At 43.4% G+C, this 13,646-nt stretch carries 14 protein-coding genes; 6 read left to right on the top strand and 8 right to left on the bottom strand.

The genetic code is table 11. The features are described from left to right. Window positions 1–91: 91 nt before the first annotated feature. The gene (locus tag CXF86_RS14345) at window positions 92–1,267 is read right to left on the bottom strand and encodes a glycerol-3-phosphate dehydrogenase/oxidase (protein ID WP_102039311.1); all 1,176 of its coding nucleotides are present in this window, start codon (window positions 1,265–1,267) and stop codon (window positions 92–94) included. Window positions 1,268–1,415: 148 nt separating this feature from the next. Beyond that, the gene (locus CXF86_RS14340) at window positions 1,416–1,868 is read right to left on the bottom strand and encodes a transcriptional regulator OhrR (protein ID WP_101091577.1); all 453 of its coding nucleotides are present in this window, start codon (window positions 1,866–1,868) and stop codon (window positions 1,416–1,418) included. Between the two features lie 115 nt (window positions 1,869–1,983). On the opposite strand from CXF86_RS14340, the gene CXF86_RS14335 reads away from it, so the two are divergent. The 4 genes from CXF86_RS14335 (at window position 1,984) to CXF86_RS14320 (ending at window position 5,178) form a co-directional block, all read left to right on the top strand. Then, window positions 1,984–2,409 carry an organic hydroperoxide reductase Ohr gene (locus tag CXF86_RS14335; RefSeq protein WP_101091578.1) on the top strand — a complete coding sequence of 142 codons (426 nt, stop codon included), beginning with the start codon at window positions 1,984–1,986 and terminating at the stop codon, window positions 2,407–2,409. A 252-nt stretch (window positions 2,410–2,661) separates the two neighbouring features. Next, entirely contained in the window at window positions 2,662–3,108 is a 447-nt protein-coding gene (locus tag CXF86_RS14330) for a hypothetical protein (RefSeq protein WP_101091579.1), read from the top strand. 355 nt (window positions 3,109–3,463) lie between these two features. Then, a complete protein-coding gene (locus CXF86_RS14325; protein WP_101091580.1) occupies window positions 3,464–4,885 on the top strand; it encodes a thioredoxin family protein in 1,422 nt (473 codons plus the stop codon). Between the two features lie 95 nt (window positions 4,886–4,980). Beyond that, window positions 4,981–5,178 carry a cytoplasmic protein gene (locus CXF86_RS14320; protein WP_101091581.1) on the top strand — a complete coding sequence of 66 codons (198 nt, stop codon included), beginning with the start codon at window positions 4,981–4,983 and terminating at the stop codon, window positions 5,176–5,178. Window positions 5,179–5,193: 15 nt separating this feature from the next. On the opposite strand, the gene CXF86_RS14315 is transcribed toward CXF86_RS14320, so the two are convergent. The 3 genes from CXF86_RS14315 to ahpC form a co-directional block, all read right to left on the bottom strand. Beyond that, window positions 5,194–6,336 (bottom strand): GGDEF domain-containing protein, encoded by a 1,143-nt coding sequence (locus CXF86_RS14315; RefSeq protein ID WP_257982795.1) that lies wholly within the window; start codon window positions 6,334–6,336, stop codon window positions 5,194–5,196. Window positions 6,337–6,413: 77 nt separating this feature from the next. Further along, a complete protein-coding gene (ahpF, locus tag CXF86_RS14310) occupies window positions 6,414–7,976 on the bottom strand; it encodes an alkyl hydroperoxide reductase subunit F (protein ID WP_102039310.1) in 1,563 nt (520 codons plus the stop codon). Window positions 7,977–8,235: 259 nt separating this feature from the next. Continuing rightward, window positions 8,236–8,805: an alkyl hydroperoxide reductase subunit C gene (gene ahpC, locus CXF86_RS14300; RefSeq protein ID WP_101091584.1), complete on the bottom strand. Its 570-nt coding sequence runs from the start codon at window positions 8,803–8,805 to the stop codon at window positions 8,236–8,238. 358 nt (window positions 8,806–9,163) lie between these two features. Between ahpC and CXF86_RS14295 the strand changes: the two genes are divergently transcribed. Continuing rightward, complete coding sequence (locus tag CXF86_RS14295; protein ID WP_102039309.1) at window positions 9,164–9,862, top strand: DUF4937 domain-containing protein; 699 nt, start codon at window positions 9,164–9,166, stop codon at window positions 9,860–9,862. Between the two features lie 58 nt (window positions 9,863–9,920). On the opposite strand, the gene CXF86_RS14290 is transcribed toward CXF86_RS14295, so the two are convergent. Then, window positions 9,921–10,664, bottom strand: a complete 744-nt coding sequence (locus tag CXF86_RS14290; protein ID WP_102039308.1) for a spermidine synthase — start codon at window positions 10,662–10,664, stop codon at window positions 9,921–9,923. 311 nt (window positions 10,665–10,975) lie between these two features. Between CXF86_RS14290 and CXF86_RS14285 the strand changes: the two genes are divergently transcribed. Next, window positions 10,976–11,500, top strand: a complete 525-nt coding sequence (locus tag CXF86_RS14285) for a DUF3332 domain-containing protein (protein ID WP_101091587.1) — start codon at window positions 10,976–10,978, stop codon at window positions 11,498–11,500. Window positions 11,501–11,587: 87 nt separating this feature from the next. Here CXF86_RS14285 and CXF86_RS14280 read toward each other — a convergent pair whose 3' ends face one another. Further along, window positions 11,588–12,325, bottom strand: coding sequence for a dienelactone hydrolase family protein (locus CXF86_RS14280; RefSeq protein ID WP_101091588.1), 738 nt, complete (start codon window positions 12,323–12,325; stop codon window positions 11,588–11,590). Window positions 12,326–12,522: 197 nt separating this feature from the next. Then, entirely contained in the window at window positions 12,523–13,512 is a 990-nt protein-coding gene (locus CXF86_RS14275) for a 2-hydroxyacid dehydrogenase (protein ID WP_102039307.1), read from the bottom strand. Window positions 13,513–13,646: the final 134 nt, after the last annotated feature.

Below are 13,646 nucleotides of genomic sequence, written 5' to 3'. Positions count from 1 at the left end.
AAAACGGCCAAAGAATATGACATAAAGATGACAGTTTAATGAAGCGCCCAGCACAAAGCTAAATTAGTTTTAGCGACAAAGCTTAATGGGCTTAATCCAGTTGCAATTGATTGAAGTCTGCCAATGCATTACGGCTGCCAATATGCGACTCAAGCCATCCAAGCACTTCGACAGCGGTGGTTCGATAAGTCGTCAGTTTGCCACCATAGAGTGTGAGCAGATGCGGATGCGATGAGCTGGTTTGCTGCAAAGTGTCACGGGGGCGATCAAACGCATTTCCTTGCTGCTTTGGCAGCACTCGCACTCCACAGAAGGTTTCCAAAATACGAGATTTCAGACTGTCGACATCCCCCATAGATGGAAAATAATGGCTATAAATACCCAGTAAATAATCCACTTCGGATTCAGTGGGCGTTGGTCGTCCCGTCATTTCATCAAGCACGACTTCGGTGGTGCCAATCAGTGTTTTGCCATTCCATGGCATCACAAAAACAACCCGTTTATCGAAACAAGATTCAAGATATAAAATGCCATCGTTTGCCGCTATATCCAGTAATAAATGGCTACCTTGCACCCATTCGATAGGCACTGGTGACACGACAGGCGTCACACAATTAAGTACATCATTAACCCAAGGCCCAGCGGCATTCACCACCGCAAGCGCTTCGACTTCATGTTGTTGCCCTTGGCATTCATAACGCACAACACAATGTCTTTTCTGGTGCTCTATTTGGATACATTTAGCATGTTCAAGTACATATGCGCCCATACTACGCGCATTTTTCACCACAGATTCGGTGAGTCGCTTATCGTCTGTTTGCGCGTCCCAATACTGGTAAAGCGCTTTAAGCCCGTCAAGTTTAAGCCCCTTTATTTTTGCCCAATGCACTGACGGAATAGACTTAAATTGGCCTAGAGAATCAAAATTGCTCAGCATCGAATATAAGCTTAGCCCCGCTCTTATCGCTATAGAGCTTCTGCGACTATCTTCATAAACAGGAATGTAAAACGGAATAGGATTGACTAAAGAGGGCGCGAGTTTTAACAGTGCCCGACGCTCTGCAAGAGATTGCCTCACTAAAGCTAGCTGGCCAGTCTCTAAATAACGTAAGCCACCATGAATAAGTTTGCTGGAGTTAGCAGAGGTTTGACCGGCAATCACGCCCTTTTCCAATAACGTGACACTGTATCCCGCTGCAGCCGCACACTGAGCAATGCCTGCACCATTAATACCACCACCAACAATAACTAGATCAACTGCTGACATTTCACCTCCTTATGTAAAACCTAACCTACTTGGCATCGAACTTAAGTCGCAACTAACATTCTCGCTTCCTTGAGTATTATCTGAATTGCCGGCAGTCACAACTATTAACCGCATTACCATTCATCTCAAACGGCACAGCTAACCCCCTTTACCCCTTTGAATGGCTAAGTTCGGTGTAGATATCATCACAAAGTGATTTTAACTGGCTCAACTTTTCAACCGAAGTTTTTAACTGGCACATCATCTGCTCTGGCACCTTTTCAGCTGCAAGTTTTAGCGTTCTCGCCGCATCAGTGATATGCAGCACTCGCACTCTTTCGTCGAGTTCACTGCGTCCTCTAAGCACCATACCTTTGACTTCCAAGCGCTTAAGCAGCGGTGTTAGCGTACCTGAGTCTAAGTGCAGCGCGTTGCCCAGTTCCTTCACACTGATGCCATCATTTTCCCATAGCACCATCATGACTAAATATTGTGGATAGGTAAGATCTAACTTTTCAAGTAAAGGTCGGTAAGCCCTCACCATCGCATTTGTTGCACTATACAGCGAAAAACACACTTGATTATCAAGGCATAGCGGATCGCGTGTTTGCTCAATTGACATTTATTTGAATCCTTTAAAACTTAATTGCGCACAATATACTTGCGTTAAACATAAAAATCGATATAAACTTGCTAGCAATTGAATTGTGCACAACCCAAATGCTTAAGGATTTACCATGAAAACTATTTATCAAACAACTGCAAACGCAACCGCTGGACGTAACGGTGTCGCTAAAACAGAAGATGGCCTACTTAATGTCAATCTTAGCTACCCAAAAGAGATGGGCGGTGCGGGCAATGCGACTAATCCAGAACAGCTTTTTGCAGCCGGTTATGCGGCATGTTTCTCCAACGCCATATTACACGTTGCACGAGAGCAAAAAATAGTCATCAATGCTGCACCCGTTAGTGCAACCATAGGGATTGGTGCTAATGAGTCTGGCGGATTTGCACTGACTGCTGCACTGACGATTGAACTCGACCTTGAACAAGAGTCGGCGATAGAATTGGTGCGTATCGCTCACCAGGTTTGCCCTTATTCGAATGCTATCCGCAATAATATTGATGTTAAATTAACCGTGAATCAACAAGTATTAAAATAATTCATCTGGCTAGAATACAGTCAATTTGTTGTCATAAAATGGGGCATTCATCAAAGCAGGCGAGTATTGCTGGGCGACCATTTTATGACGCTTTACCTAAACAAGATCCTTACCATACTTTAGTCGTAACTAAAGCGTAAAAGATCATTGCAATCAATGCCGCAATAACATAAATTCCTCTGCATAAAATCAAGGAACATTCTGCTAAAACTGATTTTTAAAGACTTATATTTTACAAAGGAATGCTAAAAAATGAAGTTTATAGTCATAATTGGCTTTATCATCGCCAATTTAACTGCAGTCAATGTGATGGCACAATGCGGCGAAAAAACACATATTGCCGATATCCCCTATGCGAAAAACAGCTCTTACTTCAGCACTGAATATAGCGTTCAACTTGACGACATAATGGCTCACTATCAGTCGCTATCGGGTTATCTGTTGCTAGAGTTTAAATTGAACAAAGTGCAACATAACGAAGACGTCAAAAATTACAATAAATGGCTAGCGAGTAGAAGGATTGATCGGATTAGAACTTACTTGAATAATGCTGCTTATCCAGCGCCGATTATTAGCCGTATTTTAACCGCCAGCAACCAACCCGAGCGTTCTGTTGCCATTATCTGGTGTGACACACAAGTCAATGACACCACCCCTCAGGTAGCAAAGTTCAGTGGAGTCACTCCTAACTCTCAATAAGCCAAAATATTCGATAAAGCTAGCTGAACAGGGGTTAAATCATCATCGAGTCAACAAGCTTGATGATTAGCCCTTCGACGAAAGCAATAGCTACCGCCCGATCTACCAAAACGTGTTATTAACACTAAAACAATCAATCATAAGCCTCTTATTTATTCCAAGCTGAAGTAACTGATTATAAAATAAGTTAAAAGTTTCAAAATATTATTAAAAATCGGTGGTTGTTCCCAAAAGTGATTTATTCGAGAATTCGCCCACATATTTGACACATTAATTTATCAATTAGGCCTCAATTCAGTAAAGTATCTAATACCAATCGATTCAATCACGCTTCTTCTGCCCATTTGGAGTTCCTATGGCCAAATATATTTTACTCTTAGTGACACTGCTATTTTCGAGCTTCGCACTCCCCACCTTTGCTGCCTCGGCAACAGAACAACCCACCGTTTGGCATTACACTAATGATGCAGGAGAGCTAAAAGTTAAGCTGTATTTTTTCTGGTCACAAACCTGTCCACACTGTAAAGAAGCACATCCCTTTATTGATAGTTTGCCTGAACGTTATCCCTGGATTGAACTTGAAGATCATATGATTTCAGATCCAGAGACGATGACGATTTGGCAAGAAATTGCTAAACAAACCGGCACAGAAGCTCGCTCAGTCCCTTACTTTGCCAGTGGAAAAAAAGCCGTCATCGGTTATAGCAGCCAAGCCGTAACCGGAGAATTTTTAGTTGATCGTTTAAAATCATATTACATTTCACTTGGGGGGAAACTCACAGCAGAAACCGCCAGTACACATGCGGCTGACACACCAGCCAGCTCTGGGGCTTTCTTTGAAACCTGCAGTGAATCTGCCAGCGCTGGCACTTGTGATTTAGGGATTGATAGCACTAGCGAAATTAGCACATCAGATGTGCAGCCAGTTGAGTTACCCCTTATCGGAGTCGTTCACCCTGAACAGATGTCATTACCGCTGCTAACGGTGGTACTCGCGGGCGTTGATGCATTTAATCCATGCGCATTCTTCGTATTACTGTTTCTTTTATCTATCATGGTAAATGCAAAGAGTCGCACTCGAATGCTGATTGTGGGTGGGATTTTTGTCTTCTTTTCCGGTTTTATCTATTTCATTTTCATGAGCGCATGGCTCAATATATTCCAACTCCTCGGCGCGGGAAGCGACGGTGGCTGGATTATTCTAGGTGCGGGTATGCTCGCCCTTGTTGCCGGAGCGGTGAATATAAAGGACTACTTCTTTACTAAAGGAGAAGTCACCTTATCGATGTCAGCCGAAAATAGAACTGGCCTTATCAAGCGCATGGGTAAACTCACCAGTGCTAGCAGCATGACCGCAATGATTGCCGGTACCGTAGTGCTGTCTATTCTTGCTAACGCTTATGAATTACTGTGCACAGCTGGCTTTCCAATGATCTATACCAGTGTGCTTTCAATGCACGATCTTCCGACAATGGAACGCTATATGTACCTTGCGTTTTACAACATTGTTTATGTGATCCCACTGGCCATTATCGTCATCGCTTTTAGTGTCTCTTTAGGAAAGCGTAAGCTCACTGAAAAAGAGGGACAGACCCTAAAATTAATGTCCGGCATTATGATGGTGGGTCTAGGAGGAATGTTGGCAATTGATCCTACGGCTTTACAGAATGTGGTATTGGCGATTGGGCTTATCTTAAGCTCTATTGTTATCACCTTTATCATCACTTTTACCCGCAAAGCGATTGAGAAAAAAAACAAAGCAAGTTCGGCTAAGTAGTACGGGATTCGGCGTTACATACTGTAACAAGGAAACACTTAAGCGATAGTGTGTAGCGCCGATATAACATTAAATCCCTATATCACGAGTCCACTATGAGTATTTCATTATCAACCCCAAACCTTGAGCCGAATATGAGTCATGGCAGCGTAGGTTTAAAAGTTGCACAGATGTCAAAAGAGCAGCAAAAAATTGAGGGCGATATTGCGCTTAAATTGATTGAGTCTGCTTTGCCACAAACGGCACCAGCCCCTGTTGGAAATACAGGGCATATCATTAGCACTAAAGCCTAGTACTAATAAAGAGCGCTAATGCTTAGTGTTCTGCTCATCGCTACAAACCGTATTTCTACCGGCTGATTTAGCGCGATACAACATGCGATCAGCCATTTTAACAAGATTGTCTTTACTCATCCCTTGCTCCCACTGAGCAATACCTTGCGATAATGTGACCCATTCTGAGACATCAGAACAGGGGTGGATTAGTTCGGCTTCTGCTAGCAAGCTTTTGACCTTTTCTGCCACGCGGGTAGCACCAAGCAGATCAGTATTGGGCAAGGCGATAACAAACTCCTCACCACCATAGCGTGCAACGAGATCTCGAGGGCGGCTAACCGCCGCGCTGATAATCTCAGCGACTTTAACTAATTGGTCGTCGCCCGCTTGGTGTCCCAATGTGTCATTTAGGCGTTTAAAGAAATCAATATCGAGTAAAATAATCGATAATGCATGGTTATTGCGTTCAGATGCACGGAGCTCTTGCGCCAATATTTCATCAAAGTGACGACGATTACTGATATTCGTCAGGCCATCAATAAGCGCTAACCGTTTAAATTGTTTTAGTAACTTTTGCTTTTCGAAATCTTGAATGACCGCCTTAACGAACCATCCAGAAATGATCTTTTGCCCTGACATGATAATAGCCAGTACACAGACAAACTTGATAAGTGGAAATACCGGCGCGTCAGGATACTCATTCAATCGATAAAAACAGGAAAACAGCAAGAAGGGTAAAACCGCCAGTAACATCACTTTGCGATTGGGAAGCAGCGCAAATACAAATACCAACGCAAGAATATCGGCGAGCAACTCAATACCCGGCAGTGGCCTACTGGACAGTTGCACTAAGCCATAGAGCAAATAACACCAAGCCACCACTAACAATATCAGGAAGGTATAACTCTGTTGACTCGTCACGTCATTCCAAGCCAATAATTTCATCACAAAAAAAACGACTACTAATACCGTAACGGGCGCTAACTCAGGCAAGATATCTTTGATGTTGTAGAGATCATGAGCGAAAAAATAAATGTTTAGTATGACCACTACCGCTAAAAACAACGTCATATACATCGCCCAAAAAATACCTTGTTGAAGAATATTTTGAGTTTCGATTTTAAGCTGATGTTTATATTGATTGCTATTCAGGGCAATTCTCCACCGATGAGGCACTTATAGCCTCTATGTTAGTTGAATTTCTCAATAAAAAAAGCCAGTAAATACTGGCTTTATACTTATTTTGTCAGCAATTATGCCGCGATAGATTCATCGACATCGTGGCGAATAAGGTAATCAAATGCCCCTAATGACGCTGTTGCCCCACTGCCCATCGCGATAATGATCTGCTTATAAGCGGAGTTTGTCACATCACCCGCTGCAAATACACCTGCAAGAGAGGTTTCTCCTTTAGCATCAACAAGGATTTCACCACGCGCCGTCATGTCGATGGTTTCTTTAAGCCACTCAGAGTTAGGCACTAAGCCGATTTGAACAAATATGCCATCCAGTTCGACATGATGAGTCTCTCCCGTCGCTCTATTGGTGTAGTTCAAGCCGTTCACTTTCTTGCCATTACCAGTCACTTCCGTTGTCATTGCTTGAGTGATTATTTTAATGTTGCCCATTGAGTTTGCTTTACGCTGCAGTACATCGTCGGCGCGCAGTGTGTTATCAAACTCTAATACTGTCACGTGCTCAACAATATTGGCTAAATCAATCGCAGCTTCGATACCAGAATTACCACCACCAATAACCGCCACACGTTTACCTTTAAACAGTGGACCATCACAATGTGGGCAATAAGCAACGCCGCTGCCACGGTACTCTTGCTCGCCAGGCACATTCATTTCACGCCAGCGGGCACCTGTTGCTAATAATATTGTTTTGCTGCGTAGCACCGCACCACTTTCAAGCGTCAGCTCAAATAATTCACCAGACTTGAGGCTTAATGCACGTTGGTTATCCATAATATCAACATCATATTCATGCACGTGAGCTTCAAGATTCGCCACCAGCTTTGGCCCTTCAGTCGCTTTTACTGAGATAAAGTTTTCAATACCGACAGTTTCAGCGACTTGGCCACCAAATTTATCAGCAACAATACCGGTACGTAAGCCTTTACGCGCAGCGTAAATGGCAGCCGATGCTCCAGCGGGCCCACCGCCAACGATTAGGACTTCGAATGGCTCTTTTTCATTAAGTTGCTCAGCTTTTCTACCTGCTGCATTAACATCTAGTTTATTGAGAATTTCAACGGTACTAATGGCACCCATTGAGAACTGATCGCCATTTAAGTACACCGAAGGCACTGCCATAACGTTGCGTTCGTTCACTTCGTCTTGGAATAACGAACCATCTATCATCACGTTAGTTATTTTAGGGTTAATCGCCGCCATCATATTTAGCGCTTGCACCACTTCAGGACAAGTTTGGCAACTCAGCGACACGTAAGTCTCGAAGTGATATTCACCCGGTAACTGACGAATTTGCTCAATCACATCTTGCTCAAGCTTGATTGGGTGACCACCACTGTGTAACAAGGCTAATACTAAGGATGTAAATTCATGCCCCATTGGTAAGCCTGCGAAAGTAATTTGACTGGCGAGTTGCGGATTAATGACTGACATAGAAGGAGTACGTTCGCCGACCTTCTCAACGACTGAGATCAGCGGTGACAAGCTATCAATATCGGCGGCAAGCGATTTAAGTTCCTGCGCCTTAGCACTGTCATCAGCAGACACAACAAGCTCAACTGGGTGTTTGAGGTTCTGCAGGTAGGTATTCAGTTGATTCTTTACATTTGCATCTAACATGATGATTCCTAATTCTGAAAGCGTGACACATCGACGAAATGCTCTGTCGCTTGGGCAGATAGATTTCGACCTAAAAATAAAAGATGATGTTGAAAATAAAAAGATAACGGGTTTGATGTGTAAAAAGGGGTCAGCTCAGGTTTCAGGGGAGCCAAAGCTGACCAACTTACCTAATGTCTACTGATGTTCTAGATAACAAGCTTGAATATCAATACTGATAAACAGGCCGTTATCTAGATTTTCACGTTAATACTGCTAGTTAGATCTTACCAACAAGGTCAATCGACGGTGCTAGTGTTGCTTCACCTGGCTGCCATGCTGCTGGACAAACTTCACCGTCGTGAGTTGCAACATACTGAGCAGCTTGGATTTTACGTACTAGTTCAACTGCACTACGACCAATACCTAGGTCATGTACTTCAGCAACTTTGATTTCACCTTCTGGGTTGATAACGAAAGTGCCACGAAGTGCTAGGCCATCTTCTTCAATCATCACACCAAAATTACGTGTAATTGCGCCAGTTGGGTCACCAATCATTGGGTACTGGATTTTATTGATAGTGTCAGAACTTGAATGCCATGCTTTATGAGTGAAGTGTGTATCAGTCGACACTGAGTAAACTTCAACGCCCATCGCTTGCAGCTTCTCGTAATGGTCAGCCATGTCGCCTAATTCAGTTGGACAAACAAAAGTGAAATCTGCAGGGTAGAAGAAAACAACTGACCACTTGCCTAATAGGTCTTGCTCTGTCACTGAGTGAAAATCACCTTTATGGAAAGCAGTTGCAGAGAATGGCTTAATAGTTGAGTTGATAATTGATTGAGTCATGTAAAGCTCCGGTCTAATAATTTAAAAATAAATGGGATATTTCTATTTAATTCAACAAACTGAGATGAGTGATGATGAGTCTCTGTAAGCCAGTTCGTTTTCGATGTGAGAATAATAGCGGAGTGACGAAAATTAAGATAATGGATAAAACCTATTATCTTAATCTGTTTTACCGAATAGAAGTATAAGCGCCGAGCTCGAATGTAAAGGCAATCGTTCTATGCTATTTTCGATGGCGATCGATGCACCTTATGCACTAGGTGTTTTTATATGGCAATAGCCGCCGATAACGATTGACGGGGCTTTGTCACTCAACCGGGGGATTAACCTCAGCGAGATAAACAAGAAAGGTTTACCAATGATCGTTAAATACATTAACTGCCACGTTAAGCCTGCGTTGAAATCAACCTTTAGTGAAGGGCAGCGTTGCTGGCAACGTACTGCTGAGTCAGATGGTTTTATTGCTCAGATTGGTGGATGGCAAGACGACAGCGCTATTATCTTGGCTTTATGGGAGCGCAAAGAATCCGTTGAACATTTTATGCAGCTATCTCATGACGCTATCGCTGAGGACGCCAATCAACAAGATAGCTATAACAGTCTTGAGGTTGATTACTTGCAGCAGGTTTTAGACATTCCCGGCCATCACAGCGCACTCTTGGCAACTCGCGGGTCCGCTACCCCTTCGCCAACATCACTAACTGCACCCGATCAGGCATTGGCAGCAGAGTTAATGAAGAGTGCGCAGTTTATTGGTATTACCCAGTGCAATGTCACAGCAGACAAGGTTACCGACTTTATCCAGCAGCAAATCAACTTGTGGAATCCGGCAATGGCAGCGGTGACGGGCATGCTTGGCGGCATGCTATTACGTTCAAGCTCAAAGGGTAACCCGTTTGTAGTGATCACTTATTGGTTAACCGAAGCCAGCCACCAACACTATATGCAACACGTATATCTCGACATCCAAGCAATCGCGAATCAAAAGTCGTTAACTGAGCACGTACAGGACCATCAATTGAAAGTCGAACCTCACTGGCGCTTCGCTCACCCTTAAATAGATCTGTAGCTACGTTCGAAAGTGGATAAATCCAGGTCCGTTGGGTATAAACAGCTTACTCCCATAAATCAAAGCGGGTAAGCGAACGGGCCAATGGGAAATCCAATTGGTTCGATAATGCTTGTGCGTGATGTTTTAATGCGCTCGAGCTGATGTCACGTCTGGTTTTCCCTGCAATAACAACCCAGTTAGCACTGCCTGTAAGACAGGCTCTTACCTCAACAAAATGCAGTTCAAGATAAGCCAGTAATTCCCGATTCTTGCTATGTTCCTTCCAACAATTCAACACTAGGTAACCATCGGCTTTTATCAACGCTGCACATTGGGCGATAAATGATTCAGATACCTGTGCCACATCAACACCTTCAGCGCTATAAATATCAGTGAAAATGATATCAACCCGTTTGTGATCGCCAAGCGCTAAAAACTGAGTCGCATCTTGATTAATCACTTTCAGCTTTTTGCTTAACGGTAACTGAAAATAGCGTTTAGCTAAGTCAATCACATCAGCCCTGAGCTCAACAGCGGTCAGCTTAATCCCTGCATCAAAATGGCGTAATGCATGGATAAGTCCCCCACCACCGAGTCCGAGTACAATGGCACTTTTAGGTTGGCTATACAGCAATACTAATAACATGGCTTGCACGTAAGTATGTTGCGGAATATGTGGCGCAGCTTTAAGTAATTTACTTTGCTCGTCGTTTTCACCAAAGGCCAAAATTCTCGACTCTTTATCATCTAAAACAATAAGTGGGCCATACTCATCTTCGGTTTGGTGTAATACTTGGTAATCAGACATGCGCTCTCCATTAATAAGGCCGCTATTATGCGTGAAACTGAACGGCAATAGAATGCCCTGTAATAACCGTTATGTTCCGCTGACAGTGCCACCAGCGCATACGCAATAACAACCACAACATGAGTACCACCAATTAATCACAACTTAACAAGTAATCAAGCGTTGCCCCAATGCCGTTATCACCCCACCAAAATAGATAACACACGCAACAATGATGATAAATGACGAACATTGAAACGTGACAAGGTTCTCATTTCATTTTTAACTAATACATACAATCTGCATCCCGCTTAAATCACTTGAATTTATAAATGAAAAAGAAAATATCCGCGCTTGCATTAACCGCAATACTGACCAGCCAACTTAGTGGTTGCATGGGACAAATGGGCTTAAGTCAGATGGTCACTAAAGGCAACTTAAGTGCCGTTGATAACCGCTACGGTCGTGCAGGTCTATTTGTGTTAATGAGCCCTCTGTACGGTATTGCGGCAACTGCAGATCTATTTATTATTAATAGCGTGGAGTTCTGGACTGGCACCAACCCAGTAACAGGTCGCTCGCCAGCGGTTGTGGATATGCCAGTAGAAGCCATTTTTAAGGTCAATCAACATTTAAATAGCGATTTGACCACAGCGCCCCTACCTGAAATAAAACTCACTAGCGCAGCACTAGAAGCCAAAGATGAAAACACCCTGTTGATGACCTTGTTATATGAAGATGGCAGTCAACAAGTGATGTCCGGGATCAAGCAAAATGAGCATGTCGACTTTTACTTGGATAATGCGTTTATTACCCGAGTGAGCCTAGAAGAGCTAGCCGCTTACCAACAAAGCTAATCTTAGCGATAAGCGCCCCAAAGGCGTCGCAAATAAAAAGGGCGATCAATCATCGCCCTTTTTACGAGTAAAGCTGAACTTAGAAAACTATTTCAACGTCCGCTGAAAAAATGCCACGGCTTTAAGGTACATTTCCAATGCAATCGCAGGATCATATCGCTCCCCTTCATCACGCATAAAGGCATGCTGTGCATTGACCTCTATCCAACTAAAGTTGCGTTCAGTCGCCTCAAGCTTAGCGTAAAGAAGCTTACGCCCTTCACTCGATACATGCGGATCTTGCTTACCAAAAACCATCACTAATTCTGCCGCAATATCTGCAGTACGCGATAGTGAGTCGTTACCTTTTTGGCTGGGTAATGTATTGGAATGAATATCGGTTGGATATAAACAGAAAGCGCCAAGAATATCAGGATTAAGCGCAGCGCGATAAGCTAAGTGCCCGCCAAGACAAACTCCCATACTACCAACCTGGCTGCTGCAAAAACTCAAGCTTCGAGCAAAATCAACTAAGGCTTCTGTGTCACTATCGTGTTGCTCTAACGGCTTAGCAAATTTATCGGCATTGCCTTTATCTTTACCAGCTTCATCGTAGGCCAGCACAGTACCAATCGAGTTTAGTTCATGAAACACTTCTGGTACCAGCACTACAAAGCCATGTCCAGCGAGTATGGCTGCAGCACGCGCTATTGGCGCTGTTTGTTGAAATATTTCAGAGTAGAAGATAATCGTTGCAAACTGACCTTCGCAATCAGGGCGATATAGATAAGTTCGCATAGTGCCTGTAGCAGTCGAAATATCATGGGTTTCTTGAGTGATGATCATCGGCTTTATTCCTTAGATTCAGTCATAGAAGCTAATTTGCTACGTGAAAGCAAACTCTGTTCTATTATGTCTTTCTATTGGGCAATTTCAGCCTCTAGCCTAAAACAACTCACTATTTTTAGCCACAAAAAAGCAGAATCGACTTATGTGCTACTAACACAAAAGAGAATTCTGCTATTTGTTTAACGGACTCGCTATTAAAACAGTTCGTTAGGGCACTTCTCACCCGCTAATAATTGCTTAACATTGGTTAGCGTAGTAGCAGCAATAGCCCCTAGCGCTTCTTCCGTTAAGAAAGCCTGATGCCCTGTAAAGATAACATTGTGGCAAGCCGATAAACGTCTAAACACATCATCTTGAATAATTTCGCTCGATTTATCTTCGAAAAACAACTCTTTTTCGTTCTCGTAGACATCAAGTCCTAATGACCCCAATTGACCCGTTTTAAGGGCTTCCATCGCATCTAGCGCGTTGAGTAGCCCACCACGACTGGTGTTTATCACCATCACTCCGGGCTTCATTTTAGCAAAGCTTTTTTCACTCAATAAGTGATGGTTGTCTTCCATCAATGGGCAATGAAGGCTAATCACATCACAGATAGGGTACATCTCATCAAGCGTGACATACTCAACGCCTAAGTCGATCACTGCCTGGCTCGGGTAGGGGTCATGTGCAATCACCTTACAGCCAAAACCCTGCAGGACTTTAATCGTCGCAAGACCTATTTTACCCGTACCAATCACACCAACGGTGCGACCATGCATATTAAAACCCACCAAGCCCTCTAGTGAGAAGTTGGCATCACGGGTACGTTGGTAAGCTTTATGAATTTTGCGATTCAAAGTCAGCATCAAGGCAACGGTATGCTCGGCGACTGATTCCGGCGAATACGCAGGAACGTTGACCACTTTCATACCTAAACGCTCTGCTGCTTCCAATCCAACATTGTTGAAGCCAGCGCAACGCATCGCAATAATTTTAGTGCCACCTTTTGCCAGCTCCACCAAAACCTCTTCGCAAAGAGAGTCATTAACAAAAGCACAGATCACTTCAAAGCCTGCGGCCAACTTTACCGTTTGCATGCACAAGCGGTAATCAAAATATTCTATATCAGCACCGAATGCACTATTGGTGCGGTCAAAATGCTGCATATCGTAATGCTTAGCGCTAAAAAAACCGATTTTCATTGCAGAACCTTATCCAAAATAAGTAGATAATATGGAGAGTAAGTTTATGTGATATTGGGAACTTTGTCGCGCGAGCCCTTAAATGTGTTTTAAAAGGCAGATAAATAAAAGCGAGCTCCTGACAGCTCGCTTAC

The organism is Shewanella sp. GutCb (assembly GCF_002836135.1).
GTDB lineage: Bacteria > Pseudomonadota > Gammaproteobacteria > Enterobacterales > Shewanellaceae > Shewanella.
Note: the sequence above shows the minus strand (reverse complement) of the source record. Positions and strands in the feature narration are given on the sequence as shown.

Bases quoted from the DNA above. Each gene is read 5' to 3' on its own strand.
- CXF86_RS14345 (WP_102039311.1), bottom strand. From the start codon at position 1,267: ATGTCAGCAGTTGATCTAGTTATTGTTGGTGGTGGTATTAATGGTGCA.
- CXF86_RS14340 (WP_101091577.1), bottom strand. From the start codon at position 1,868: ATGTCAATTGAGCAAACACGCGATCCGCTATGCCTTGATAATCAAGTG.
- CXF86_RS14335 (WP_101091578.1), top strand. From the start codon at position 1,984: ATGAAAACTATTTATCAAACAACTGCAAACGCAACCGCTGGACGTAAC.
- CXF86_RS14330 (WP_101091579.1), top strand. From the start codon at position 2,662: ATGAAGTTTATAGTCATAATTGGCTTTATCATCGCCAATTTAACTGCA.
- CXF86_RS14325 (WP_101091580.1), top strand. From the start codon at position 3,464: ATGGCCAAATATATTTTACTCTTAGTGACACTGCTATTTTCGAGCTTC.
- CXF86_RS14320 (WP_101091581.1), top strand. From the start codon at position 4,981: ATGAGTATTTCATTATCAACCCCAAACCTTGAGCCGAATATGAGTCAT.
- ahpF (WP_102039310.1), bottom strand. From the start codon at position 7,976: ATGTTAGATGCAAATGTAAAGAATCAACTGAATACCTACCTGCAGAAC.
- ahpC (WP_101091584.1), bottom strand. From the start codon at position 8,805: ATGACTCAATCAATTATCAACTCAACTATTAAGCCATTCTCTGCAACT.
- CXF86_RS14295 (WP_102039309.1), top strand. From the start codon at position 9,164: ATGATCGTTAAATACATTAACTGCCACGTTAAGCCTGCGTTGAAATCA.
- CXF86_RS14290 (WP_102039308.1), bottom strand. From the start codon at position 10,664: ATGTCTGATTACCAAGTATTACACCAAACCGAAGATGAGTATGGCCCA.
- CXF86_RS14285 (WP_101091587.1), top strand. From the start codon at position 10,976: ATGAAAAAGAAAATATCCGCGCTTGCATTAACCGCAATACTGACCAGC.
- CXF86_RS14280 (WP_101091588.1), bottom strand. From the start codon at position 12,325: ATGATCATCACTCAAGAAACCCATGATATTTCGACTGCTACAGGCACT.
- CXF86_RS14275 (WP_102039307.1), bottom strand. From the start codon at position 13,512: ATGAAAATCGGTTTTTTTAGCGCTAAGCATTACGATATGCAGCATTTT.